The following is a 24,727-nucleotide window of genomic DNA, read 5'->3' on the forward strand; positions in this document are numbered from 1 at the left end:
TGGTTTGGGGAGCGGTGCAGCGTTTAATGCACGATCACCGGTTGTTGGGCGAGGCCGGTATAGCGGTCCAGGGTGGCCTCGACTTCTTCTTCAGTCGGTGCATTGGCTTGCCAGGCCTGGATTTGCTGGTGGAACATTTCTGCCCAGGCGCCATCCAGGTACAGCTCCTTGCCGCTGCGCTTGTCCACAATCTCAAAACCCTGGCGCTGCAGATGGCGCAGGGGTTCGGTGACGGTGGGGCTGGTGACGGATGCACCGTCATTGGACAGGGGCAGTTCTGGCGTCAGGTGCAACACCACAAATGAGTCCGAGTCGTAAATCATTTGCATGATGTTCCTCCTTGTGAAGTGAAGGTGGTGGCAGTTTGCCGATTTGCAAGCCTGCGTCCACAACCCCGTTGTAGCAGGTTTTGATGGCATTCCCGGCCATTGGCGGTGTTTTTACAGACAAACGTCGCAAATCAGGGACGTGTGGCGGAGGCTTTGTCGTACACGGCCAGGGAAGCCGGGCTCAGGGCAGGGTGGCCGGCTGGCCATCCACTGCGGCTGCCTGCAGCTGAAGATCGGCGAAATCGCCATTGGACTGTGACAGCCGGATCCGCACCGGCAGGTACTGCAACGAAGGGGCCAGCCAGAGGTGGGCGCTTTGGTCCTGGCCTTTGCGCGGCTGGCGGGTCAGGCGCAAGGTCGGGGTGGCACCAGCGGGCAAATCCAGGGTTTCGGGGCCATCGACCACAAAGGTCCATACCTCCGTGCTGCGCGCGCTGGTCACATTGATCGCCACCGTGCTGCCCGGCGCATAGCGCTCGGGGTTGGCCGCCACCATGCTCGAGAGCTGCAAAAAGATCGACAGCCGGTCCTGCACCCCGGCGCTGACGGCCTGGGGTTCGTCGCCGTCGCTGTAGCGGATGCGGCCCGCCGAGGCATCCAGCTCGGCGCTGCGCTCTTTGCGTGCCTTGTCCACAAAGCGCTGCGGTGCCAGGCCGTGGGGCGTAATCTGGCCGCTGCTGGTCTGGCTGCGGCTGCCCATCAAAAAGGCTGACACCTCCTGCTCGGCCTGGTAGCGCTGGCCATCGGTCTTGAAGCTCAGCTGCGCCTTGGCCGAATACTGGAAGCCCTTGGCCGATCCCTTGGCCTGGAACTGCAGCCGCGCCGAAGGCGGCAGCTTGATCGCCGGCATCGGGCCGGCATAGCCGGGGCTGCCAATGCCGATCGGCGGCGCGGGTTCGCTGGCGCTGGGCGCCTCCGTCTCGGCCTTGGCCTCCGTTGTGGGCTGGGCGGGGGCGGCGCTGGCATCGCCCTGGCCTGCGACGGCATTGAGCGGTTGCAGATCGGCAGCGGAGCCGGGTATGGGTTCGGGCGCGGGGCTGGCGTCACCCGATGCGAGCAGCTGGTCCAGCGCCGAAGGGGCGGCCGGTGCAGACTCGGCTTCTACCACGGGCGCTGCCTCGGGGGTGGCGGGTTTGTCGCTAAGGCCTTCCCGGAACTTGGGCCCTACACTCGCGCGGCTGGCTGGTGCCTGTTCTGGCGGTGCTTTCTGCACCTGGAGCCGGGGTGCGGTGGGGGCGGATTGCGCCACGCGGGGCCTGGAGACCGGCGTGGGTGCAGGCGGCGCGTCCACCGGAGGAGGCGGTGCAATCTGGCGCACCTCAAAGCGCAGCTCGTTCGGGGTGCTGCCAGTGATGCGCGCCTTTCTGATGGCATCCTGCACCCCGGGCCAGGCCAGCAGCAGCCCATGGGCGGCCAGCACGGCAAAGGTCAGCAGGATAAGGGGGCGTTGGCGCATGAGACGCTCAGTGTAGTGCCTGCTGCGCAGGCCCACAGGCCAGCTGGATTAGCGCGGCAGGGAGGGTTCTGCAGGGCTGTAGCCCAGCTCGTGCGAGAGCTGCGCAGCGATGGCCTGCAGGTGCTGGGCCATGGCGCCATCCGGTGCGGGGTCAAAGGTCGCTTGCGTGCCCAGGCTGGTGATGCCCAGTACCAGCTGGCCCCGCGCATCAAAGACCGGGGCGCACAGCGCCACCACGCTGGGCAGCAGGGTATCGACCACCGAGGCAATGCCCTGGCTGCGCACCTGGGCAAACAGCAGGTGGGCGTCAGCGGCAGTCTGGGGCAGATCATTGCGCCCGGCCAGGCGGGCCTGCGCCAGTTCGCGCTCCAGCGCTGGCCCAGTGCGTGCGGCGGGCAGCCAGGCGCCAAAGCAGCGCCCCGTGGCAGAGGAGAGCAGGGGCATCACATCACCCAGGCGCAGGTGACCGGTGGTGCCGTGCGGTGGTTCCTCCCAGTGCACGATGGTTGCGCCATGGTTGCCCCAGACGGCCAGCGCCACGGTATGGCCCAGGCGCTCCAGCCAGTCGGGCATGTGCTCGCGCGCCAGCCGCACTGCGTCGCTGCGGCGCAGCGCGGCCAGCCCCAGCTGCAAGGCCATCGGGCCCAGATCGTAGCGCGACGTCGCCGCATCCTGCTTGACCAGGCCGCTGCGCTGGTAGCTGACCAGGTAGCGGTGGGCCTTGGCAGCCGGCATTGCAGCGGCATGCGCCAGGTCTTTGAGCGCCAGCGGGCCACGGGCATCTACCAGCGCCTGCAACAGCGCAAACCCCACCTCCACCGACTGAATGCCTGCACGATCCTTGTCCATGGCGCTAGTTTAAGGTATTCTAAATAAAGGAATGCGTTTCACTAATCGTAATTTGACAGTGCAAGGCCTCCACGGTGCCGCGCGCAAGCACTCCGACAAGCGCCCAGCCCGGAGCCAATCTGGCACGATAGAGGCATGTTTGACTGTGAGACACCGGTATGAAGCTTGCAAGCTATAAAGACGGATCGCGCGACGGCCAGTTGGTCGTCGTTTCGCGCGACCTGCGCACGGCCCACTACGCCTCCGGGATTGCGCACCGCCTCCAGCAGGTGCTCGACGATTGGTATTTCTACGCCCCCCAGCTGCAGGACCTGTACGACGCACTCAATGCCGACCGCGCCCGCCACAGCTTTGACTTCAACCCCGCCCAGTGCATGGCACCGCTGCCACGCGCCTACCAGTGGTTGAGCGGGGCCGCCTATCTGAGCCATGTGGCCTTGCTGCGGCTGGCACCGGGCGAGGAGTTGCCCGCTGCGCTGAAGACCGATCCCTTGGTGTTCCAAGGCGCCAGCGACGCCTTCATCGGCCCGAACGATGACATCGTGGTGGCAAGCGAGGCCATGGGCATCGATTTCTCGGCCGAGCTGGCCATCATCACCGGCGATGTGAAGCAGGACACTAACCCCGAGGATGCGCTGGACAGCGTGCGCCTGCTGATGCTGGCCAATCCGGTCAGCCTGCGCCAGCTGGAGGCGGCCGAGCGGGACAAGGGCGCCGGCCTGGTGCAGAGCAAGCCGGTGACCGCTTTCAGCCCGGTGGCGATTACGCCCGATGAGCTGGGCGATGCCTGGCGGGGCGGCAAGGTGCACCTGGCCTTGCAGACCAGCTGGAACGGCCGCAAGGTCGGCATGTGCGATGCGGGCCCGGAAATGGGCTTTCACTTTGGTCAGCTGATCGCCCATGCGGCCAAGACGCGCAACCTGCGCGCCGGCACCGTGCTGGGCAGCGGCACCGTCAGCAACAGCGGCGCTGAAAAGCATGGCCGCATGGACTGGCCCAAGGGCTATGGCTGCATCGCTGAAAAGCGCAGCATGGAAGCGCTGCAAAAAAGCAAGAGCCAAACCGGCTTCATGCAGTTTGGCGACACGGTGCGCATCGAGATGAAGGGCAAGGACGGCAACAGCCTGTTTGGCGCGATTGACCAGAATGTGGCGTCGCTCTACCAGGCGCAGACCGATGCCGTGGCCGAGCCGGAGGCCGCTGCATGATCGCCAGGCTGCATGCCTGCCAGCGGCGGCGCAAGCCACTGCCGCGCCGTGCATGCAGCCATGCGGGCCGCAGGTCGCCGCTATTCGGGCAGGCTGGTTTGGCGCGCGTGCTGCAGCAAGCGGTCCAGCAGCACGCTGAGCTGCTCGCGCTCGTCAATGGTCAGGGCCGACAGGATTTCTTCGTTGCGGCGGGCGATCACCACCATGACCTTCTCCCAGCAGGCACAGCCCTTGGGTGTGAGGCTGAGCACCACGCCGCGCCCATCCACCTCGCTGGCCTGCTTGAGCACCAGGCCTTGCTCCACCAGGGCCTGGGTGGAGCGGCTGGCCTGGGCCTTGTTCAGGTTGGCGCGCATCGCCAGGTCATTGACCGACAGGGGATGGAACGCGCCAATCGCGGCCAGGCAGCGGGCCTCGCTGATAGGGATGCCCACCTCTTCCTCGTACACCATCTGGGTGGTGCGGTCGGTGATCTTGGCCAGCGCATGCAGGCGGTGGGTATAGGTACGGTCCAGCGGCGTGTTCAACGCGTCTCCTTGGTTTTGTATCGATGCTGGCTGGGAAAACAGCTACCGCGACTATGTCACGGAGCCTCGCTTTGCGGAAGCGCCCAGCTCACCACCACGTCAAGTGTTTTCCCTAGTTTTGCGCCAGGTCTGCAGGGCTTGCGCACCCACCCCCAAGAATGACTGACAGGAGACAAGCATGCGCAGTTTGAGCGCCGAGCCCCGGCACTATATGACAGGTTTTGCCAATGAATGGGCTACCGAGGCCGAGCCGGGCGCCTTGCCGGTCGGCCGCAACTCGCCGCAGGTGGCGCCGCTGGGGCTGTATGCCGAGCAGCTGTCGGGCACGGCCTTTACCGCGCCGCGCCACAGCAACCGCCGCAGCTGGCTCTACCGCATCCGGCCCGGCGCCATGCACGAGCCCTTTGCGCCGCTGGCGCTGCCGCGCTGGAAAAGCCATGTCACCGGCGGTTTTGACGAGGTGCCCACGCCCCCCAACCAGCTGCGCTGGGACCCCTTGCCGCCGCCCGATGCGCCCTGCGATTTTCTGCAGGGCATCGTCAGCATGGCCGGCAATGCCGCCTGCGGCATCCACCTGTATGCGGCCAACCGCAGCATGGAAGGCCGCTACTTCTACAACGCCGATGGCGAACTGCTGATCGTGCCCCAGCAAGGGCGCCTGCAGATTGCCACCGAGCTGGGCACCCTGGATGTGGAACCCCAAGAGATCTGCGTGGTACCTCGGGGCGTGCGCTTTGCAGTGACCCTGCTCGACGGCAGCGCACGCGGCTATGTCTGCGAAAACTACGGTGAGCTGCTCAAGCTGCCCGATCTGGGCGTGATCGGCTCCAACGGCCTGGCCAACCCGCGTGATTTCCAGACGCCGGTCGCCGCCTATGAGGACAAGGAAGGCGACTTTGAGCTGGTGGCCAAGCTGCGCGGCCACTTCTGGTCGGCGCGCATCGGCCATTCGCCGCTCGATGTGGTGGCCTGGCATGGCAACTACGCGCCCTACAAATACGATCTGCGCCGCTTCAACACCATCGGCTCGATCAGCTACGACCACCCCGACCCGTCGATCTTTCTGGTGCTGCAGTCGCCCACCGCGCTGCCGGGCGTGGATGCGCTGGACTTTGTCATCTTCCCGCCGCGCGTGCTGGTGGCGCAGGACACCTTCCGTCCGCCCTGGTTCCACCGCAATTTCGCCAGCGAGTTCATGGGCCTGATCGAAGGCGCCTACGACGCCAAGGCCGAGGGCTTTGTGCCCGGAGGCGCGTCGCTGCACAACTGCATGAGCGGCCACGGGCCCGATGCCGACACCTTCGACAAAGCCAGCAAGGCCGACACGCACAAGCCGCACTACATCGACAGCACGATGGCCTTCATGTTCGAGACCCCGGCCGTCATCCAGCCCACCGCCTATGCGCTGGAGACGGTGCAGCTCCAGCACGAGTACTACCGCTGCTGGCAAGGGCTGCAAAAGCATTTCAAACCGCAAGGCAAAGCCTGAGACCGTCGACACGTTCCACCGCCGCCGAGGCCACCGAAACCGATCCGCAGCGGGCGCAGACCGCATGCTCGCCCGCTGCCACCCCACAGGAGACACCCACGCATGACCCTACTCAACGAAACCCATGACCCCGCACTGCAAAGCTGGGTCAGCAGCGCCCAGGCCGCTGGCAGCGATTTCCCGCTGCAGAACCTGCCGTTTGCCAGCTTCCGCCGCCAAGGCAGCCAGGAAGCCTGGCGCGGCGGGGTGGCCATTGGCGACCAGATTGTCGACCTGCAGGCGCTGGCCGCCAGCGGCAGCCTGAGCGGCGATGCGCAGCGCGCCGCCGAGGCGGGCGCGCAGGAAACGCTGAACGCCCTGATGGCGCTGGGCCCCAAAGCCTGGAGCGCGCTGCGCCTGGCGCTGTCGCGCGGCCTGCGCGTGGGCGCGGCCGAGCAGGCGCAGTGGCAGGGCTTGCTGGTGCCGCAAGCGCAGGCCGCCTACAACCTGCCGGCGCGGATTGGCGACTACACCGACTTCTACACCTCCATCCACCACGCCACCAACATCGGCAAGCAGTTCCGCCCGGACAACCCCCTGCTGCCCAACTACCAATGGGTGCCCATTGGTTACCACGGTCGCTCGTCGAGCATCGTGGTCTCGGGCACCTCGTTCAAGCGCCCGGTGGGCCAGACCAAGGCGCCCGATGCAGCGGTGCCGACGGTGAAGGCCAGCGCGCGCATGGACATCGAGCTGGAAATGGGCATCTTCGTAGGCCAGTCCAATGCACTGGGCGAGCCCGTCAGCATCAGCGAGGCCGAGGACCATGTGTTTGGCCTGTGCCTGCTCAATGACTGGTCGGCGCGCGACATCCAGCCCTGGGAATACCAGCCGCTGGGCCCGTTTCTGTCGAAGAACTTTGCCTCGACCCTCTCCCCCTGGGTGGTGACCCTGGAAGCGCTGGCGCCCTACCGGGTGGCCTTTGCCCGCCCTGAAGGCGATCCGCAGCCGCTGCCCTATATGGACAGCGCCCACAACCGCGAGGCCGGCGCCTTCGACATTGCGCTGGCGGTGGACCTGCAGACCTCCAAGATGCGTGCTGCCGGTGAAAAGGCCGTGCAGATCACCCAGTCCAACTACCGCCATGCCTACTGGACGGTGGCGCAGCTGGTGGCCCACCACACCATCAACGGCTGCAACCTGCAGCCCGGTGACCTGCTGGGAACCGGCACCTTGTCCGGCCCCAGCCTGGACCAGGCCGCTGCGCTGATCGAGCTGACCGTTGGCGGCAAGCAGCCGCTGACCCTGCCCAATGGCGAAACCCGCACCTGGCTGGAAGATGGCGATGCCGTGGTGCTGCGCGGCTGGTGTGAGCGGCCCGGCGCTGCCCGCATCGGCTTTGGCATCTGCGAAGGCCAGATGCTGCCAGCGCGCACGCTCTAAGCGACAGCTGCCTGGCTGGGGGCCGGTGGACAATGCACCAGGCCCGGCCCCACAGAGACAACAAAGACTACCAACAGGAGACAACACATGCTCACCCCTTTTTCCCTGCGCCAGCTGCTGGCTGCCGCTGCGCTGGCCTTGCCGGCGCTGAGCCAGGCTGCCTACCCCGAGCGTCCCATTGAATGGGTCGTGCCCTATGCGGCCGGCGGCGGCTCCGATGTGGTCGCCCGCGTGGTGGCCGAGCCGATGGCCAAGGCCCTGGGCCAGTCCATCATCATCCTCAACAAGCCCGGCGCGGCCACCAATATCGGCGCCGACTACGCGGCGCGCGCCAAACCCGATGGCTACACCCTGCTGACGGGCGACACCGGCACCCTGGCGGCCAACGCCTTTCTGTACCAAAAGCTCAGCTACAGCGCCGAGAAGGACTTTGCGCCGGTCGGCATGCTGGTGCGCTTTCCGCTGATCCTCGTCGTCAACCCCAAGCTGCCGGTCAAGAACCTGGCCGAGTTCACTGCCTGGGCCAAGGCGCAACAGGGCGGCGTCAGCTATGCAACACCGGGCGCCGGCTCGCCCCACCACCTGGCGACCGAGATTTTCAAGGAGCAGGCCAAGCTGAGCCTGGTGCATGTGCCGTACAAGGGTGCGGCGCCCGCCGTGCAGGATGTGCTGGGTGGCCAGGTGCCCTTCATGTTTGTGGACTCGGTGGCCGGCTTCCAGAACATCCAGGCCGGCAAGCTGCGCGCCATCGGCATTGCGACACCGCAGCGCTCCAAGGTGTTTCCGGACGTCCCCACCCTCGATGAGCAGGGCCTGAAGGGCTTTGAAGCTTATGCCTGGCAGGGCCTGGTGGTCCCCAAGGCCACGCCGGAAGACCGTGTCAACCGCTTGAGCGAGCAGTTGCAGGCCACCTTGAAGGACCCGGCCGTGGTCAAGCGCCTCGAAGACATGGGGCTGGAGGTGACGCCTACGAGCCGCAGCGAGATGGAAAAATTCCTCGTCACAGAGCGTAATAAGCTGGGCCCAGTGATAAAAACCAACAATATTCAATTAGATTAGTTAAAAATTGTGGAATTGCGTTAAAATCGAAGCGCCAGTTGGTTAACCATTCGGGTTAAAAAAGTTAAGTCACCAAGCGCGATGTCCTAGGACATCGCGCTTTTTTTGTGTCTGCGCTCTTTCGGCCCTGAGGCTGACGCCTGCGCGATAGGGCGGTGGCTCGCACTGGCGCATGCTGGGGCGTGTTTTTACTTCGATGGAACCCCTCCGATGGCCGTAGCGCTCACCCAGATTCTGGCGTTTGACGTCTTTGGCACGGTCGTCGACTGGCACGGCAGCATCCAGCGCGAGATGGCCGAGCGCTATCCCCAGGTGGATGGCGACGCCTTTGCGCTGGCCTGGCGCAAGGGCTACCAGCCTGCGATGGACCTGGTGCGCCAGGGCCAGCTGGGCTGGACGCGCATGGATGCGCTGCACCGCCGCATTCTGGACGGCATCCTGCCGCAGTTTGGGCTGGAGCACATGCCCGAGGCCGAACGCGCCGAGCTGAACCGGGTCTGGCACCGGCTGGCGCCTTGGCCCGATGCCGTCGCCGGCCTGCAGCGGCTCAAAAGCCGCTTTGTCATCACGCCACTGTCCAACGGCAATATTGCCTTGCTGACTTACATGGCCAAGAACGCGGGCTTGCCCTGGGACTGTGTTTTGTCGGCGGAGGTTTTTCAGGCTTACAAGCCGGATCCTCGGGCCTATCTTGGCGTGGCGGATGTTTTTGGGGTGGAGGCGGCTTCCGTCATGCTGGTCGCTGCGCATCACAGTGATTTGGCGGCGGCGCGGGGGTGCGGGTTGCAGACGGCTTATGTCCAAAGACCCCATGAATATGGGGCCAACCAGCCCAAAGATGTGACCCCCCAACCCGACAACACCTACCACTGTCGTGATTTATTGGATCTGGCGGATCAGTTGGGGTGTTGAAGCCTATTCCCTTTTTTGAGAGGGGGCTGCTAATCGTGCGGGGGCGCCGATATAGGGCCTGATCCTTCGTTGCGCAGGCTTGCCGTACAGGCGTACTGTCTGCGCCTGCGCGCCTCGTCTCAGACCCTATCTCGGCGTTGGGGTGGTGGGGTTGGGCGTTGCGCTTGCTTCTTGGGCCCGCTCCGGCATACCGCTTGATTGGATGCTGCGCTTCTTACTACCGCTTTTGGTTGGGGGGGTCAGCGGTTGGTCAATTGTTCAATGCAAAAAGCGCCCGGGTTTTGCTCGAGCGCTTTGCTTGGGTTGCTGGTTTCGCTTCTTATTTCTTCGCTTGGGCCAGCCACTTGGTGGCCAGCTCTACCCAGTAGGTGGCGCCCAGGGGGATCAGGTCGTCGTTGAAGTCGTAGCTGGGGTTGTGCAGGGTGCAGGGGCCGCCGCCGTGGCCGATGGCGCGGTGGTCGCCCTCGCCGTTGGCGATGAAGCAGTAGGCGCCGGGCTTGGCTTCTAGCATGAAGGAGAAGTCTTCGGCGCCCATGGTGGGTTCTTGCGCCTTCACTTTATCGGCGCCGATGATGTCGATCATCACCTGGCGGGCGAACTCGGCTTCGGGGACGCTGTTGACGGTGGCGGGGTAGTTGCGGTTGAAGTAGAAGTCGCACTGGGCGTTGTTCATGGCGCAGCAGCCTTCGGCCACTTGGCGCATGCGCGCTTCGATCAGGTCCAGCACTTCGGTGCGGAAGGTGCGCACCGTGCCTTGCAGCTCCACGCGGTCGGGGATCACGTTGTTGGCTTCGCCGCCGTGGATCATGGTCACGGAGATCACGCCGGTATCGAGCGGCTTCTTGTTGCGGGTGATGATGGTCTGGAATGCGGTCACGATCTGGCAGGCGATCGGCACGGGGTCATTGCCCATGTGCGGCATCGCGCCGTGGCCGCCCTTGCCGGTGATGGTGATCTTGAAATCGTTGCTGGAGGCCATCACCGGGCCGGGGCTGACCGCCATATTGCCGGCGGCCATGCCGGGCCAGTTGTGCATGCCAAACACGGCCTGCATCGGGAATTTCTCGAACAGGCCGTCCTTGATCATCTCGCGCGCGCCGCCACCGCCTTCTTCGGCGGGTTGGAAGATCAGGTAGACGGTACCGTCAAAATCGCGGAACTTGGAGAAGTGCTTGGCTGCGGCCAGCAGCATCGCGGTGTGGCCGTCATGGCCGCAGGCGTGCATCTTGCCGGCATGGCGGCTGGCGTGTTCAAAGGTGTTGGACTCCTGCATCGGCAGCGCATCGATATCGGCGCGCAGGCCCACGGCCTGGCCGCTGGCGCCGCCGTCCTTGCCGTGCACGATGCCGACCACACCGGTGGTGCCCAGGCCACGGTGGATAGGAATGCCCCATTCCGTCAGATTGGCTGCCACCAGATCGGCCGTGCGCACTTCTTCAAAGCACAGCTCCGGGTGGGCATGGATGTCTTTGCGGATCTGGGCAATGCTGGCCGCTTCGGCCACGATGGAATCAATCAGCTTCATGGGAAATCCTGTTGGCTACATGGGGATGTATCTGTCTGGCCGGTGCCGCAAGGGGCCAAGGCGTTGGCGCGCGGCGTGCCAAGCCCTCTATGGTGCAGCAAAGCAGGGCGGCCCTGCGCTGAAATGTCTTGGGAATAACCCTGGGCCTGGGCCCTGCTCAGGAACGTGCTGCAGGAGACGCCAACGCTTGCCATCTGGCGCTACCATGTGCAGCACTACTTCCCCCACCCCTGATCCCGCGCCCGCCACGGCGCCCCCTTGCCATGACCACCACCGCTGCCACCACTACCGTTTTGGGGGCCTGCCCCCATGACTGCCCCGATACCTGCTCACTGGTCACCACGGTGGTCGATGGCGTGGCGACCAAGGTCAGCGGCAATCCGCTGCATGCGCACACCGGTGGCGTACTCTGCGCCAAGGTCAGCAAATACACCGAGCGCAGCTACCACGAAGACCGGGTGCTGCAGCCGATGAAGCGGGTGGGGCCCAAGGGCAGCGGCCAGTTCCAGCCAGTCAGCTGGGACGAGGCGCTGGCCGATATCAGCGCGCGGCTGCATGGCATTGCACAGACCGATCCGCAGGCCATCCTGCCCTACAGCTATGCCGGCACCATGGGCCTGGTGCAGGGCGAGAGCATGGACCGGCGCTTTTTCCACCAGCTGGGCGCCTCGCTGCTGGACCGTACCATCTGCGCCAGCGCGGGCTCGGAGGCCTTGCTGCACACCTATGGCGGCAAGCTGGGCATGCGGGTGCAGTTCTTTGCCGAGAGCCAGCTGATCCTCATCTGGGGCAGCAACAGCATTGGCAGCAACCTGCATTTCTGGCGCTATGCGATGGAGGCCAAGCGCAACGGCGCCAAGCTGGTCTGCATCGATCCGCGCAAGAGCGAGACCGCCGACAAATGCCATGAGCACCTGCAGCTGCTGCCCGGCACCGATGCGGCGTTGGCGCTGGCCTTGATGCATGAGCTGATCAGCAACGACTGGCTCGACCATGACTACATCGCCCAGCACACCTTGGGTTGGGAGGATCTGAAGGCCCGTGCACTGCAGTGGTCGCCCGAGCGCGCCGCCCAGGTCTGCGGCATCGATGCGGCGCAGATCCGCAGCCTGGCGCGCGATTACGGCACCACCGAGCGGGCGGCGATCCGCCTGAACTACGGCATGCAGCGTGTGCGCGGCGGCGGCAATGCCGTGCGCGCGGTCGCCTGCCTGCCCGCACTCACCGGCGCCTGGCGCCACCGCGCTGGCGGCCTGCTGCTGTCCAGCTCCTCGTCGGCACCGGCGCGCCGGGGCGCGCTGCAAATGCCGGCGCTGCTGGGCGCACGCCAGCCGCGCACCGTCAACATGAGCACGATTGGCGATGCGCTGCTCAAGCCCGCCAGTGCCGAGTTCGGCCCGCAGATTGCTGCTCTCATCTGCTACAACAGCAACCCGGTCGCGGTGGCCCCCGATTCGGCCAAGGTGGTCAAGGGCTTTGCCCGCGAGGACCTGTTCACCGTGGTGCTGGAGCACTTCATGACCGACACGGCCGACTATGCCGACTATGTGCTGCCCGCCACCAGCCAATTGGAGCACTGGGACATCCACACCAGCTACGGCCATACCGATGTGCTGCTCAACCGCCCGGCCATTGCGCCGCTGGGCCAGGCGCGCAGCAATGCGCAGATCTTCCGCGACCTGGCCGCGCAGATGGCGCGCTACGACAGCGCCTTTGCCGCGCCGCATTTTGCCGACAGCGACGAGGAACTGTGCCGCCAGGCGGTGGACCCAACGCGCATCCCGTTCGAGCAGCTGCTGGCGCAGGGATTTGTCGCGCAGAACCTGCCCGACGCCCCGTTTGCCAATGGCGGCTTTGCCACGCCCTCGGGCAAGTGCGAGTTCCACAGCGCGGCGCTGGAGGCCATGGGCATCAACCCCTTGCCCGACTACCTGCCCAACCATGAGCTGCCCACGGCCAGCCATCCGCTGGCGATGATCTCGCCGCCGGCGCGCAACTTTCTCAACTCTACCTTCGTCAATGTGCGCAAGCTGCGCAGTGCCGAGGAGCGCCCGATGCTGGAGATGCACCCCAGCGATGCGCAAAGCCGCCAGATTGAAGATGGCGATCTGGTGCGCGTCTTCAACAACCGGGGCGAGCATGTCTGCCATGCCAGCATCAACGGCCGCGCCCGGCCCGGCGTGGTGGTGGGATTGGGCATCTGGTGGCGCAAGGATGGGCCCAATGGCACCAACGTCAACGAGCTGACCCACCAGCAGTTGACCGATATCGGACGCGCACCGTCCTTTTACGACTGTGCGGTGCAGGTCGAGCGCATGGTCACTGCCGACATGAGCCACGGAGGTATTGCCGCATGAGCGCCGTAGAACAAGCCTTTTCCCCCAGCTATGCTGCAGCACGCCAGCAGTTTCTGGAGGCCGCCGCCTCTGCCGGCCTGGCGCTGCAGTCGCAGCCCCATCCGCTGACCGGGGTCGCAGGCGAGGCGCTGGCCATGGATGTGGCGCGGGACGGCGCGATGGACGCAGACAAGCTGCTGATCCTCAGCAGCGCCTGCCATGGCATCGAAGGCTACTGCGGCAGCGGCGTGCAGGTCTATGCGCTGCGCGATGCCGAGTGGCTGGACAAGGCGCGCAGCGCCGGGGTGGCCGTGCTCTATGTGCATGCGCTCAACCCCCATGGCTTTTCCTACGGCCGGCGGGTGACGCAGGAGAACGTCGACCTGAACCGCAACTTTGTTGATTTCTCGCAGCCGCTGCCGGGCAACCCGGCCTATGACCAGCTGCATGAGGTGATCGTGCCCGCCCAGTGGCCGCCGGTGGCCCCGGTGCAGCAGGCGATGCAGGACTTCATCGAAACCCACGGCCTCAAGGCCTGGCAGGCTGCGGTGGCCCAGGGCCAGTACCGCCATCCACAAGGCGTGTTCTTTGGCGGCCAGGCCCCCACCTGGAGCAACCAGACCCTGCGCCAAGTGCTGCGCCAGCATGGCAGCCAGGCGCGCCAGATTGCCTGGATCGATGTGCACACGGGCCTGGGCCCCAATGGCTATGGCGAGCGCATCTTCACCGGCCCGCCCGGTGATGCCGCCATGCTGGCGCGGGCGCGCCGCTGGTGGGATGGTGCAGGCGCCACGCCGGTCACCTCGCTGGACGATGGCAGCTCCTCATCGCCGCCGTTGACCGGGCTGCTCTGGAACAGCGTGGCGCAAGAATGCCCGCAGGCCGCCTTTACCGGCATGGCCCTGGAGTACGGCGTGCTGCCGGTACATGCCACCTTGGATGCGCTGCGCGCCGACCACTGGCTGCACCAGCACCCCGAGGCCCCCGCGGCCCAGCAGGCCGCCATCCACCAGCAGATGCGTGAAGCCTTTTATGACGAGAGCGCGGCCTGGAAAGGGCAGATCATCAGCCAGGCGCGCCAGGCGCTGTTCCAGACCGTCGATGGACTCAGCAGCGAAGCGCGCTGATCTCTAAGTGTGCTGAGCCCGCAGCGCGACCTGCTGGCAGCCCCAGTGGTGCAGGCATTCGCGCAGCAGAACCAGCAGCGCAGCCTGCGCCGGCGTCAGCTGCAGGCCGCTGTGGCTGCCGCCCATCATGTGCTGGGCATAGCGGTTAAACAGCTGCTCGACCGCGTCGGTGGTCTGCAGCGCAGCCTGCGGGTTGGGCAGCTGCGCCACGAGCGCGGCCATGTCCGGCGCGCTGCATAGCAACGCCAGCTGGGGGCCGGGCGCTGGCCAGTTGCGGGTCAGCGGCATGATCTGGTCTTCCACCAACTCAATCACCTGCTCCACCTGGCCGGCGCCGGCGGACGCGCGGCTCAGGTACTGTGTTGCCAATTGGCCATAGCCCAGCGGCAGATCGTGTCGAATAGGAGACGCGCTTTGCGCTGCCACACGCCAGACATGGCAGGCATCCGGGTCGGCCTGCAGCACCAGCCAGTCATGGTCTGGAAAGCGCGCTTGCAGCGCTGCCAAACCGGGCGGCAGCGCGGTGGGCAAAGGGGTAGAGGGGTCAGTTGGCAGGGATGTGGGCATGGTCGGAGAGCAATGCTAAGCGTGCTTCGGAGAGGCCGTTGGCTGTATCTTTTATACATATGCTGTCAGTAGGTGTGTCAGACAAATGCCATTGACGGAACGGGGCGGCGTCACACAATAAGTGGCATGAATATCCTGCATTCCAAGCTCGAAGAAAAGCTGGCGGGTTTGCCAGTGGTGGTTGCCATCTCCATGCCCCAGGGCGGATGGATCGGTCCGCCGGACCAGGCCCAGGTGCGCATCCGATGCCACAACGCGGCGGCACTGGCATCGCTGGCGGCGGGCGATATAGGGGTGGTCGGTGCAGCGATGGTGGAGGGCCATGTCGAGATCGAAGGCAGCATGCGCGATGCCATGGCCGCCGCAGTGGCGCTGATGCCAGCGGACCCGGTGGCAGCCCGCTCGACCTGGTGGAGCAGGCTGCTGGCGCGCTCGCGCTCGGCGGCGCTCCATACCTTGACCAAGGATTCCGAGCAGATCCAGTTCCACTACGACGTCTCGGACGACTTCTACGGTCTGTGGCTGGACCCGCGCCGCGTCTACTCTTGCGCCTACTATGCCGAGCCTGGCTACAGTCTGGCCCAGGCGCAGGAGGCCAAGCTCGACCTGATCTGCCGCAAGCTGCGGCTGCAGCCCGGCGAGCGCTTTCTGGATGTGGGCGCGGGCTGGGGCGGCCTGCTGCTCTGGGCTGCCGAGCACTATGGCATCGAGGGCACCGGCATTACCTTGTCGAAGAACCAGCATGCCCATGTCAACCGGCTGATAGAACAAAAAGGCCTGCAGGGCAGGGTCCAGATGCTGCTGACCGACTACCGCCAGCTGCGCGTGGACCAGCCTTTTGACAAGCTCGCCTCGGTGGGCATGTTCGAGCATGTGGGCCGCGCCCATATGCACGAGTACTTCACGGTGCTCAAGCGCCTGGTCAAACCCGGTGGCCTGCTGATGAACCACGGCATTACCGCCGGGGGCACCGACAACGAGCAGCTGGGCGCCGGCATGGGCGATTTCATCGAGAAATACATCTTCCCCGGTGGCGAACTGATCCACGTCAGCGCGGTGCTTGAAGAGATGGCGCATGCGGGCTGGGAGATGGTGGATACCGACAACCTGCGCCCGCACTACGCCAAGACCTTGTGGGCCTGGTCCGATGCGCTGGAGGCACAGCTGGACGAGGCGCTGGCCATCCTCTCGCAAAAGGGCAACCCCGCGCAGGCCGCCAAGACCTTGCGCGCCTACCGCCTCTACCTGGCCGGCTGCGCCACCGGCTTTGAGCATGGCTGGGTGGCCTTGCACCAGATGCTGGCTGTCATGCCCGATAGATCGATGACGACAGGGACCATGCCTGGTGCACAATCACAATACCCATTCACCCGGGACTATATGTATCGATAAGGAGAGCGCCGTGCTATTCAAATTCAAATCACAGGCCACTGCAGACCTGATCATGCTGGAGCCTGATGCCCGCAAGGTGCTGCAGATCATCGGCAAGGATGCCTCGCCCCGGGGCATCATCACCGTCGACCAGATTCCCCAGGCGATTGCTGCCCTGCAAGCCGCTGTGGCTGCCGAAGACGAGCGCGCCCAGGCCGCCAAGGCCCCCGATCTGGACCAGGACCCCGAAGACGCGGATGGCCAGGATGTGAAGGCCAGCGTCGGCCTCAAGCAGCGGGCGGTGCCCTTTATCGAGATGCTGCGCCGCAGTGCGGCCGAGCAGGCCGATGTGGTCTGGGGCGGCTGATCGCTCACAGAGTTACCCACACCAACGAAAAAAGACTGCCGAGGCAGTCTTTTTGCTTGGGCGATGGCTGATCAGTCGGCGAAGGTGCCGGCTGCCTTGATGATCGGCGTCCACTTGGCAATCTCGGCCTGCACAAAGGCCTTGTGGCCTTCCGGCGTGATGCGCTGGTCGGTGGCAACCACGGCGCTCAGGTTCTCCGACTTCTTGATGAACTCGGGGTCCTTCAAGGCCACCTTCAGTGCGTCGTTGACCTTCTTCAGGATGTCGGCCGGCGTGCCCTTGGGGGCGTACAGGCCGTGCCAGATCGTCACTTCAAAGCCGTTCAGGCCTTCTTCCTGCAGGGTCGGCAGGTCCTTCAGCGATGGGGTGGTCAGGCGCTTGTTGGTGGTCACGGCATAGGCCTTGACCTTCTTGCCTTCGATCTGGCCGGTGGTGTTGGTGGTCTGGTCGCAGAGCACATCCACCTGGTTGCCCATCAGGTCGGCAATCGCCGGTGCGGCGCCCTTGTAAGGCACGGCGGTCATTGGGATCTTCAGCGTGCTTTGCAGCAGCAGGCCGCAGAGGTGCGAGGCGGAACCAATACCGGCATTGGCCAGGTTGACCTTGTCCTTTTCCTTGTTCAGGTAGGCGGCCAGTTCCTTGTAGTTGTTCGGCGCCAGGGTGGGCTTGCCGATCAGGGTCATCGGCACGTCGTTGATGATGCCCAGGTATTCAAAGTCCTTGGTCACATCAAAGGACAGCTTGCGGTACAGGATAGGGGCGGTGGCCACGCCGATGTGGTTCAGCAGCAGGGTGTAGCCGTCGGCCTTGGCACGTGCGGCCTTGGCCATGCCGATGGTGCTGCCTGCGCCGTCGGCATTGTCGATGACCACGGTGACGCCATTGAGGGGCTTGCGCAGTGCTTCGGCCAGATCGCGTGCCACGCGGTCCGTCGGGCCGCCTGCCGTGAACGGTACGACGATGGTGATGGGCTTGTTGGGGTAGGAGGCGTCGGCATAGGCGCCGGTGGCGGTAGCGGCCGCCAGGGCCAGTGCAGTCCATTGCAACATCTTGTTCATATCGGCTTGTCTCTTTAGTGCGGAAAAAGACTGCCATCCTACCGAGTTAGCGCTTGGGTTTTTTCTAAGGTAAACCCTTGTTTTTCCTGAGTGTTTCGAGTTTTTGACCGGGCCGATTTTCGTGAACTTAAAGCCCAATGGCCGCCCGGCTCAATCACTGTTTGTGATAGTTGCTATCAATATTGATAGTTGAAATGTCGTTAACCATCGGCGAAATGTCGCGCAGCCAGAGGCAGCTATGGACATTTATTTGCGCTGGCGCAAGCTGCGACGGCCTTGGCAGCCGCGCCAGGCCCCGTAATATCCGTAGCCTGCCTATGGCTTTCACCAAGCTTACGCCGTCAGCGACCCGCTGACGATGGCTGCCGCCGCTGCGCGTGTCTCCACGCCCAGCTTTTCAAACACATGCTCCAGGTGCTTGTTGACGGTGCGCGGGCTCATGCCCAGGATCTGCGCAATGTCGCGGTTGGTCTTGCCCTTGGCCAGCCAGCCCAGCACCTCCGTCTCGCGCGGGGTCAGCGCGGCATCCTGCAGGCGCTGGGTGCTGGCGCGCATGCTTTCATGGCCCAGGCGCAGCACCAGCATGCGCTCGCCAATGCCCACCTCGCCAACATCCTGGGCCACCAGGCTGCCTTGCCCCAGCGCCTGGTGGGCGGACTGGTGGCGGGCCGATTGCAGCCAGGCCGCAGCCGTTGCCGCGCTGGCGCCAAAAGCCTGCTCCAGCCACAGCGCCGCCTGGGGGGAGCGCCAGGCCAGGCGCCCCTGGCGGTCGAGCACCACCACGCCCATGCCGGCCACATCGACGGCGGCCTGGGCCATGCGGCCCACATGGGCGTTGTGCATATGGCGGGCCAGCCGCGCCAGCACCTCGGGCAGCTTCAGCGGTTTGACGACATAGTCCACGCCGCCGCAGGCAAAGCCCTCGACGATATGGTCGGTCTCGGACAGTCCGGTCATGAAGATCACCGGCACATGGGCCCAGGCCGGGTGGGCCTTGATCTTGCGGCACAGCGAGAAGCCGCTCTCGCCGGGCATCACGCAGTCCAGCAACACGGCATCGGGCGTGGCGATCTCCAGGCGCTCCAGCGCCTCGGCAGCGTTGCGGGCTACCAGCACGGTGTAATCCTGCTGGCTCAGCGCCTCGCAGAGAAATCCCAGGGTCTCGACAGCATCGTCCACCACGAGAACGACGCCGGCATGGGCTTGGAAAGTAGGCATGGTCAGGGCTCGCTGTGCTCCGCTGGCGCCAGGCGCTCCAGGATGAAGGGGAAATCAAAACGCTGGGCCGCCGCATCCAGGGCTTGCAGCGCGTGCTGTAGTTCAGGGTGGCTGGCCTGGGCAGCGGCCAGCAGCTTGCGCAGGCCGGCGCCATCGCCAAAGCGCGCCAAGCGGGTGATGTCCGATTGCAGATCCGGCGGCAGCGGCGGTTCCTGCGCGCTAGTGGGCAGCGCTGCGGGGGGCGGGGGCGCGGCTGTGTCTTCCAGCCATTCCAGCTTCAGCAGCCAGGCCAGGGTGTCCATCAGTTCGGACTCCAGCACCGGCTTGCCGACAAAGGCCTGGCAGCCGGCACGCTCGAGCTGCTCGGGCTGGTTCTCGAACAGGTCGGCCGAAACGATGACGATGGGCAGGTGCGCGGCGCTGTACTGCTGGCGCACCAGCGCAGCGGTCTGCCAGCCGCTCAGGTCGTCCATGCTCAGGTCCAGCAGGATGGCGTCGGGTGGCGCATCGCGGATGATCTCCAGGCACTCATGGCCGCTGGCCGCTTCCAGCACGGTAAAACCCAGCGGGATCAGCACCCCGGCGATCAGCTGGCGGTGGATGGGCTGGTCGTCGACCAGCAGCAGCGTTCTGCGCGGGCCCTGGTAGCCGCCGATAAAGGGCCGGGCCTGGGGCTGGCCCGCCAGCGCGCGCGGCGGGTTGTGCACCTCGCTCAGGTACAGACGCACCGAGAAAGTGCTGCCCTGGCCGGGCGTGCTCTGCAGGCTCAGCTCGCCGCCCATCAGCAAGGTCAGCATGCGGGTGATGGTCAGGCCCAGGCCGGTGCCGGTGCTGGCTGCGCGGCGCCCGGCGCTGCCCCGCTCAAAGGGCATGAAGATGCGCTCATGGTCCTGCGGCGCAATGCCTATGCCGGTGTCGCGGATGTCAAAGCGCACCACATCGCTGTGGCAGTCCACCTGCAGGCGGATGCTGCCGCTGTCGGTAAAGCGGATGGCATTGCCCAGCAGGTTGATCAGAATCTGGCGCAGGCGCTTGGCGTCCGCCCGCACCCACTGCGGAATGCGGCCCTGCGTCTGCAGCTCGAACTGCAGGCCCTTGGCCTGGGCCTGGGGCCGCACCATGCGGTTGACGGCCTCCAGAAACTCGGGGAACTGCAGCGGCGCCGGGTCCAGCCGCAGGCGCCCGGCCTCGATGCGTGCCAGATCCAGCAGCTCGTCGATCAGCGAATGCATGTGCTGGCCGCTGTGCAGCATGGTGCTGATGCTCTCGTGCGCAGGGCCGGGCAGATCGCTGCGGCGCAGCAGCAGCTGGGCATAGCCGAGGATGCTGGTCAGCGGCGTGCGCAGCTCATGGGCCATGCCGGCCACATAGCGCGACTTGGCCTGGTTGGCCGCCTCGGCATGCTCCTTGGCGGCCTGCAACTGCGCATCGGTGCGCTGGTGGGCCTCGATCTCCTGCAGCAGCATCTGCGTCTGGCGCTCCGATTCCTCGCGCGCCATGCGCCGGCTGTCCTTGGCCAGCACCAGCCACCAGGCATAGAGCGCGCACAGCAGCGCCAGCAGCGAGAAGGCGCGCACAAAGGCCCAGCGCAAATCCGTCTGCCCCGGCGCCAGGCTTTGCTGCATGTAGACGACGAACAAGGCCAGCGCCATCGGGCTGGTCAGCAGCAGCACCGTGCCTGCATACGACGCCAGCCGAAAGTTGATGCTGCGCTGGATGCGCTGGGGCAGCAGGCTTTCGTAGAGGCTGCGCCACTGCACCTGGGCGCGCGCGGTGCTGGGTTTGCAGCGGTCATGGCAGCGCGAATCGAGCGAGCAGCACAGCGAGCAGATGGGCGCGCCATAGGCGGGGCAGGCGGCCATGTCGGCACGCTCGAACTGGTTCTGGCACACGGCGCATGGCAGCTCGGGCGCCTCAAACAGCGCGGGCGGGCGGGCGATGTACCAGCGCCCGCGCGTGGCCCAGGCCAGCAGCGGTGATACCAAGAGCGCAATCACCAGCGCGATATAGGGCGCAAAAGCGCTGGCCAGCTCGCCCAGCAGGCCGCTGTAGGCAATGCCGGCGGCCAGCGCGGCAATGCCCATCGCGCCCAGGCCGACGGGGTTGAGGTCATGCAGGTAGGCGCGGCGGAACTCGGTGCCCGGCGGGCTCAGCCCCAGCGGCTTGTTGATGACCAGATCGGCCACCAGCGCGCCCACCCAGGCGACGGCGATATTGCTGTAGATGCCCAGCACCTTCTCCAAGGCGCTGAACACGCCCAGGGTCATGATCAGCATCGCGATCATCACGTTGAACACCAGCCACACCACGCGGCCCGGGTGGCTGCGGGTGATGCGCGAGAATACATTGGACCAAGCCAGCGAGCCGGCATAGGCATTGGTCACATTGATCTTGATCTGCGCCATGATGACGAAGACGAGGGTGACCCAGAGGGCGATGCCCGGGTCCTGGATGATCTTGCCAAAGGCGGTCAGGTAGAGGTGGGTGGGGTCCGAGGCCTCGGCCACAGTCGAGCCAAACTGCAGCGCCACATAGGCCAGGTAGGCGCCGCCCAGCATGCGTGCGGCACCCATCAGGATCCAGCCCGGCCCGCCCATCAGCACACAAAACCACCAGCGGCCCCGGTTGGCCGCCGTCTTGCGCGGCATGAAGCGCAGGTAATCCACCTGCTCGCCCACCTGCACGATCAGCGCAAAGATCACCGTGCTGGCCGAGCCGAAATACAGCCAGTTGAAATCGGCGCTGCCCGAGGTCAGGCCCGACAGGCCCGGCAGCTCATGCACAAACTGGGGCTGCGCAAAGGCCAGCCAGAGGTAGGGCGTCAGCAGCATCAGCGCCCACAGCGGCTGGGTCCAGGCCTGCAGCTTGGAGATGAAGGTGACGCCATACAGCACCATCGGTATCACCACCAGCGCGCACAGCACATAGCAGACCACCAGCGGCCAGCCCAGCGCCATCTGCACGGCCAGCGCCATGATGGCCGCCTCCAGCGCAAAAAAGATAAAGGTGAAGGTGGCGTAGACCAGCGAGGTGATGGTCGAGCCCAGGTAGCCAAAGCCGGCGCCCCGGGTGAGCAGGTCCATGTCCAGCCCATAGCGCGCCGCGCAGACCGAGATGGGCCAGGCGGTCAGAAAGATCACGATGCCCATCACCGCAATGGCCCAGGCCGCGCTGCTGAAGCCATAGGCCAGGGTGATGGTCGCGCCAATGGCCTCCAGCGCCAGAAAGGACAGCCCGCCCATCGCCGTGTTCAGCAGCTGCCATTCGCTCCAGCGCCGCGCCTTCTGCGGCGTAAAGCGCAGCGCGTAGTCCTCCATGGTCTCGTCGGCCACCCAGGCGTTGTATTCGCGGCGGATCGGGAAGATCTTTTGGGAGGGCTTGGTCATCACAGGCAGCGCACAGGCGCTGTGGGCAAGGGATCAGCGGACTAAGCAATATTCAGGCCACGGCAAGGCTGGTGCGGCCGGCAAGGTGCGGCCGGCGAGGTGCGGCCGGCGAGGTGTGACCCAAAGTGCAGTGGGCGCGCAAGCTCAGCTCGGCGTGCGTACGCAGGGGCTACGTCAAATGACGTATGGGTGTTTGGGGGCGGCACTTTTAGAGTGACCAACAGGTTTCAACCCGTTACCGGTTCAGCCCCTGAACCACTTGAGGAGAAAAGCATGTCTCAGGATTTCCAACAGTCGCTCCGCCGCCGCCGTCTCTTGCAAGGCCTGGGTGCCATCAGCATGGCGGGTCTGCCTATGCTGTCGCGTGCCCAGACGCCGCCCACCGCCCAGGTCAACACCACCAAGCTGGCGGTGACCGATACCGAGGTGGTGGTCGGGCAGCTGCACTCCTCGACCGGCACGATGGCGATCTCCGAGACCGGCTCCATCCAGGCCGAGCAACTGGCCATTGACCAGATCAACGCCATGGGCGGCGTGCTGGGCCGCAAGATCCGCGTGATCAAGGAGGACGGCGCCTCCGACTGGCCCACCTTTGCCGAAAAAGCCAAGAAGCTGCTCATCAGCGACCATGTGGCCACCGTCTTCGGCTGCTGGACCTCGGCTTCGCGCAAGGCCGTGCTGCCCGTCTTCGAGAAGGAAAACGGCCTGCTCTACTACCCCACTTTCTACGAAGGCCTGGAGCAGAGCAAGAACGTCATCTACACCGGCCAGGAAGCGACCCAGCAGATTCTGTACAGCCTCGACTGGGCCAAGAAGGAGAAGAACGCCTCCAAGGTGTTCCTGGTGGGCTCGGACTACATCTGGCCGCGCACCTCGATGAAGATTGCGCGCAAGCACATCGAGACCTTCCAGAAGGGCAAGGTCGTCGGCGAGGAGTACTACCCGCTCAGCAACACCAACTTCAACTCGCTGATCAACAAGATCAAGGTGGCCAAGCCCGATCTGATCTTTGCAGCTGTCGTGGGCGGCTCCAACGTGGCCTTCTACAAGCAGCTCAAGGCCGCAGGCATCACCGGTGACAAGCAGTTCCTGGTGACCCTGTCGGTGACCGAGGACGAAATGCTGGGCATTGGCGGCGAGAACTTTGCCGGCTTCTATTCGAGCATGAAGTACTTCCAGTCGCTGGACAACCCCAACAACAAGAAGTTTGTCGAGGCCTTCAAGGCCAAGTACGGCCCCAAGTCGGTCATCGGCGATGTGACCCAGGCCGGCTACCTGGGACCCTGGCTGTGGAAGGCCGCTGTCGAGAAGGCCGGCAGCTTTGATGTGGACAAGGTCGTGGCTGCATCGCCGGGCATCGAGCTGAACACCGCCCCCGAAGGCTACGTGAAGATCGACGCCAACCACCACCTCTGGAGCAAGTCGCGCATTGCGCAGGGCCTGCCGGACGGGACTTTCAAGGTGGTGTCCGAGTCGCCCGAGCTGATCAAGCCTGATCCCTTCCCCAAGGGCTACCAATAAATCAGAACTCCAAGAGCGGGCCCCGGGGCATTTCCCCTCGGGCCCGCGATGCCGCCGACCACCACCCGACAAGAGAGCGCCATGACTTTTTCTGAAATGATGAATATCGGGCTGATGCAGGGCTTTGCAGGCCTCAGCCTGTTTGCGGTATTGCTGCTGATGGGCCTGGGCCTGGCGATTATTTTTGGCCAGATGGGTGTCATCAACATGGCGCATGGCGAGTTCATGACCATCGGCGCCTACACCGTGTTCATGGCCTCCACCCTGGTGGAAGCCCATGCACCGGCCTGGATGCCTTACTACTTTCCCTTGTCGATCGTGGCGGCCTTTGTTTTTGCGTTTGTGCTGGGCTGGCTGGCCGAATGGGCGCTGATTCGCCACCTGTACAAGCGCCCGCTCGATACCTTGCTGGCCACCTGGGGCCTGAGCCTGGGGCTGCAGCAGGTGTTCCGCTCGGTGATCGGCCCCAAAGAGGTGAGCCCCACCTTGCCTGAGTGGCTGATGGGGTCCTGGTCGCCCAGCGAGGGGCTGGACATTCCGATCAATGGCCTGTTTGTGCTGGCGCTGGCGCTGCTGGTGACCGCCGGCGTGCTGATTGCGCTGTACCGCAGCCGTTGGGGCCTGCGGGTGCGGGCCACGGTCAGCAACCGGGTGATGGCCAACGCCATCGGCATCAACACCAAGAAGACCGACCGCCTGACCTTTGCGATTGGCTGCGGGGTCGCGGGCATCGCCGGTGCGGCCTTCACCACCATCGGCTCGACGGGCCCTACCTCTGGTTCGCTCTACATCGTGGATTCGTTCCTGGTCGTCACCTTTGGCGGCGCCGCCAGCCTGCTGGGCACCGTGGCATCGGCCTTTGGCATTGCCCAGGTGCAGTCCATCACGGAGTTCTTCCTGAGTGGCTCCATGGCCAAGGTGCTGACCTTGTCCTTCATCGTCGTGGTCTTGATGCTGCGGCCCCAAGGTCTGTTTGCCAGCAAGGTGCGCCGCTAAAGCC

20 protein-coding genes are annotated in these 24,727 nt (G+C 65.2%); 11 read left to right on the forward strand and 9 right to left on the reverse strand.

Annotated elements, in window-relative coordinates; genetic code table 11:
• Nucleotides 1–23: 23 nt before the first annotated feature.
• From LPW39_RS01840 to LPW39_RS01850, 3 genes are all read right to left on the reverse strand, one after another.
• Entirely contained in the window at nt 24–329 is a 306-nt protein-coding gene (locus LPW39_RS01840) for a BTH_I0359 family protein (protein WP_230770846.1), read from the reverse strand.
• 181 nt (nt 330–510) lie between these two features.
• Entirely contained in the window at nt 511–1,785 is a 1,275-nt protein-coding gene (locus tag LPW39_RS01845; protein ID WP_230770848.1) for a DUF3108 domain-containing protein, read from the reverse strand.
• A 48-nt stretch (nt 1,786–1,833) separates the two neighbouring features.
• On the reverse strand, nt 1,834–2,634 hold the full coding sequence (locus tag LPW39_RS01850) for an IclR family transcriptional regulator (RefSeq protein ID WP_230770850.1): 801 nt from the start codon (nt 2,632–2,634) through the stop codon (nt 1,834–1,836).
• A gap of 158 nt (nt 2,635–2,792) precedes the next feature.
• Here LPW39_RS01850 and LPW39_RS01855 point away from each other — a divergent pair, with 158 nt between their 5' ends.
• Entirely contained in the window at nt 2,793–3,842 is a 1,050-nt protein-coding gene (locus tag LPW39_RS01855; protein ID WP_230770852.1) for a fumarylacetoacetate hydrolase family protein, read from the forward strand.
• Nucleotides 3,843–3,922: 80 nt separating this feature from the next.
• Here the strand turns inward: LPW39_RS01855 and LPW39_RS01860 are convergent, their stop codons facing one another.
• Nucleotides 3,923–4,369 carry a MarR family winged helix-turn-helix transcriptional regulator gene (locus tag LPW39_RS01860; RefSeq protein WP_230770853.1) on the reverse strand — a complete coding sequence of 149 codons (447 nt, stop codon included), beginning with the start codon at nt 4,367–4,369 and terminating at the stop codon, nt 3,923–3,925.
• A 178-nt stretch (nt 4,370–4,547) separates the two neighbouring features.
• Between LPW39_RS01860 and hmgA the strand changes: the two genes are divergently transcribed.
• The 4 genes from hmgA (at nt 4,548) to LPW39_RS01880 (ending at nt 9,251) form a co-directional block, all read left to right on the forward strand.
• On the forward strand, nt 4,548–5,858 hold the full coding sequence (gene hmgA / locus LPW39_RS01865; protein ID WP_230770855.1) for a homogentisate 1,2-dioxygenase: 1,311 nt from the start codon (nt 4,548–4,550) through the stop codon (nt 5,856–5,858).
• A 102-nt stretch (nt 5,859–5,960) separates the two neighbouring features.
• A complete protein-coding gene (gene fahA, locus LPW39_RS01870) occupies nt 5,961–7,280 on the forward strand; it encodes a fumarylacetoacetase (protein ID WP_230770857.1) in 1,320 nt (439 codons plus the stop codon).
• Between the two features lie 87 nt (nt 7,281–7,367).
• Nucleotides 7,368–8,339, forward strand: coding sequence for a Bug family tripartite tricarboxylate transporter substrate binding protein (locus tag LPW39_RS01875; protein WP_230770859.1), 972 nt, complete (start codon nt 7,368–7,370; stop codon nt 8,337–8,339).
• 210 nt (nt 8,340–8,549) lie between these two features.
• The gene (locus LPW39_RS01880; protein WP_230770861.1) at nt 8,550–9,251 is read left to right on the forward strand and encodes a haloacid dehalogenase type II; all 702 of its coding nucleotides are present in this window, start codon (nt 8,550–8,552) and stop codon (nt 9,249–9,251) included.
• A gap of 319 nt (nt 9,252–9,570) precedes the next feature.
• Here LPW39_RS01880 and LPW39_RS01885 read toward each other — a convergent pair whose 3' ends face one another.
• Nucleotides 9,571–10,776, reverse strand: coding sequence for a M20 aminoacylase family protein (locus LPW39_RS01885; protein WP_230770863.1), 1,206 nt, complete (start codon nt 10,774–10,776; stop codon nt 9,571–9,573).
• 263 nt (nt 10,777–11,039) lie between these two features.
• On the opposite strand from LPW39_RS01885, the gene LPW39_RS01890 reads away from it, so the two are divergent.
• Together LPW39_RS01890 and LPW39_RS01895 are read left to right on the forward strand one after the other, a co-directional pair.
• The gene (locus LPW39_RS01890; RefSeq protein WP_230770865.1) at nt 11,040–13,133 is read left to right on the forward strand and encodes a molybdopterin-containing oxidoreductase family protein; all 2,094 of its coding nucleotides are present in this window, start codon (nt 11,040–11,042) and stop codon (nt 13,131–13,133) included.
• Complete coding sequence (locus LPW39_RS01895; protein WP_230770866.1) at nt 13,130–14,239, forward strand: M14 family metallopeptidase; 1,110 nt, start codon at nt 13,130–13,132, stop codon at nt 14,237–14,239. Before LPW39_RS01890 ends, LPW39_RS01895 begins: the two co-directional genes overlap by 4 nt.
• Before the next feature lie 3 nt (nt 14,240–14,242).
• On the opposite strand, the gene LPW39_RS01900 is transcribed toward LPW39_RS01895, so the two are convergent.
• Nucleotides 14,243–14,806 (reverse strand): hypothetical protein, encoded by a 564-nt coding sequence (locus LPW39_RS01900; protein WP_230770868.1) that lies wholly within the window; start codon nt 14,804–14,806, stop codon nt 14,243–14,245.
• 126 nt (nt 14,807–14,932) lie between these two features.
• On the opposite strand from LPW39_RS01900, the gene LPW39_RS01905 reads away from it, so the two are divergent.
• On the forward strand, nt 14,933–16,198 hold the full coding sequence (locus tag LPW39_RS01905) for a class I SAM-dependent methyltransferase (protein WP_230770870.1): 1,266 nt from the start codon (nt 14,933–14,935) through the stop codon (nt 16,196–16,198).
• Between the two features lie 10 nt (nt 16,199–16,208).
• The gene (locus LPW39_RS01910; protein ID WP_230770872.1) at nt 16,209–16,544 is read left to right on the forward strand and encodes a DUF1840 domain-containing protein; all 336 of its coding nucleotides are present in this window, start codon (nt 16,209–16,211) and stop codon (nt 16,542–16,544) included.
• 71 nt (nt 16,545–16,615) lie between these two features.
• On the opposite strand, the gene LPW39_RS01915 is transcribed toward LPW39_RS01910, so the two are convergent.
• The 3 genes from LPW39_RS01915 to LPW39_RS01925 form a co-directional block, all read right to left on the reverse strand.
• Entirely contained in the window at nt 16,616–17,602 is a 987-nt protein-coding gene (locus tag LPW39_RS01915; protein ID WP_230770874.1) for a tripartite tricarboxylate transporter substrate-binding protein, read from the reverse strand.
• 333 nt (nt 17,603–17,935) lie between these two features.
• Nucleotides 17,936–18,820 (reverse strand): response regulator transcription factor, encoded by an 885-nt coding sequence (locus LPW39_RS01920; protein WP_230770876.1) that lies wholly within the window; start codon nt 18,818–18,820, stop codon nt 17,936–17,938.
• A gap of 2 nt (nt 18,821–18,822) precedes the next feature.
• Entirely contained in the window at nt 18,823–22,206 is a 3,384-nt protein-coding gene (locus tag LPW39_RS01925) for a hybrid sensor histidine kinase/response regulator (RefSeq protein ID WP_230770878.1), read from the reverse strand.
• 273 nt (nt 22,207–22,479) lie between these two features.
• Here LPW39_RS01925 and urtA point away from each other — a divergent pair, with 273 nt between their 5' ends.
• Nucleotides 22,480–23,727 carry an urea ABC transporter substrate-binding protein gene (urtA, locus tag LPW39_RS01930; RefSeq protein ID WP_230770880.1) on the forward strand — a complete coding sequence of 416 codons (1,248 nt, stop codon included), beginning with the start codon at nt 22,480–22,482 and terminating at the stop codon, nt 23,725–23,727.
• 81 nt (nt 23,728–23,808) lie between these two features.
• Entirely contained in the window at nt 23,809–24,723 is a 915-nt protein-coding gene (gene urtB, locus LPW39_RS01935) for an urea ABC transporter permease subunit UrtB (protein WP_230770882.1), read from the forward strand.
• Nucleotides 24,724–24,727: the final 4 nt, after the last annotated feature.

The organism is Comamonas koreensis (genome assembly GCF_021026195.1).
GTDB lineage: Bacteria > Pseudomonadota > Gammaproteobacteria > Burkholderiales > Burkholderiaceae_C > Comamonas > Comamonas koreensis.

Excerpts from the sequence above, each read along its gene's own strand:
- LPW39_RS01840 (WP_230770846.1), bottom strand. The coding sequence starts at position 329 with ATGCAAATGATTTACGACTCGGACTCATTTGTGGTGTTGCACCTGACG.
- LPW39_RS01845 (WP_230770848.1), bottom strand. The coding sequence starts at position 1,785 with ATGCGCCAACGCCCCCTTATCCTGCTGACCTTTGCCGTGCTGGCCGCC.
- LPW39_RS01850 (WP_230770850.1), bottom strand. The coding sequence starts at position 2,634 with ATGGACAAGGATCGTGCAGGCATTCAGTCGGTGGAGGTGGGGTTTGCG.
- LPW39_RS01855 (WP_230770852.1), top strand. The coding sequence starts at position 2,793 with ATGAAGCTTGCAAGCTATAAAGACGGATCGCGCGACGGCCAGTTGGTC.
- hmgA (WP_230770855.1), top strand. The coding sequence starts at position 4,548 with ATGCGCAGTTTGAGCGCCGAGCCCCGGCACTATATGACAGGTTTTGCC.
- fahA (WP_230770857.1), top strand. The coding sequence starts at position 5,961 with ATGACCCTACTCAACGAAACCCATGACCCCGCACTGCAAAGCTGGGTC.
- LPW39_RS01875 (WP_230770859.1), top strand. The coding sequence starts at position 7,368 with ATGCTCACCCCTTTTTCCCTGCGCCAGCTGCTGGCTGCCGCTGCGCTG.
- LPW39_RS01880 (WP_230770861.1), top strand. The coding sequence starts at position 8,550 with ATGGCCGTAGCGCTCACCCAGATTCTGGCGTTTGACGTCTTTGGCACG.
- LPW39_RS01885 (WP_230770863.1), bottom strand. The coding sequence starts at position 10,776 with ATGAAGCTGATTGATTCCATCGTGGCCGAAGCGGCCAGCATTGCCCAG.
- LPW39_RS01890 (WP_230770865.1), top strand. The coding sequence starts at position 11,040 with ATGACCACCACCGCTGCCACCACTACCGTTTTGGGGGCCTGCCCCCAT.
- LPW39_RS01895 (WP_230770866.1), top strand. The coding sequence starts at position 13,130 with ATGAGCGCCGTAGAACAAGCCTTTTCCCCCAGCTATGCTGCAGCACGC.
- LPW39_RS01900 (WP_230770868.1), bottom strand. The coding sequence starts at position 14,806 with ATGCCCACATCCCTGCCAACTGACCCCTCTACCCCTTTGCCCACCGCG.
- LPW39_RS01905 (WP_230770870.1), top strand. The coding sequence starts at position 14,933 with ATGAATATCCTGCATTCCAAGCTCGAAGAAAAGCTGGCGGGTTTGCCA.
- LPW39_RS01915 (WP_230770874.1), bottom strand. The coding sequence starts at position 17,602 with ATGAACAAGATGTTGCAATGGACTGCACTGGCCCTGGCGGCCGCTACC.
- LPW39_RS01920 (WP_230770876.1), bottom strand. The coding sequence starts at position 18,820 with ATGCCTACTTTCCAAGCCCATGCCGGCGTCGTTCTCGTGGTGGACGAT.
- LPW39_RS01925 (WP_230770878.1), bottom strand. The coding sequence starts at position 22,206 with ATGACCAAGCCCTCCCAAAAGATCTTCCCGATCCGCCGCGAATACAAC.
- urtA (WP_230770880.1), top strand. The coding sequence starts at position 22,480 with ATGTCTCAGGATTTCCAACAGTCGCTCCGCCGCCGCCGTCTCTTGCAA.
- urtB (WP_230770882.1), top strand. The coding sequence starts at position 23,809 with ATGACTTTTTCTGAAATGATGAATATCGGGCTGATGCAGGGCTTTGCA.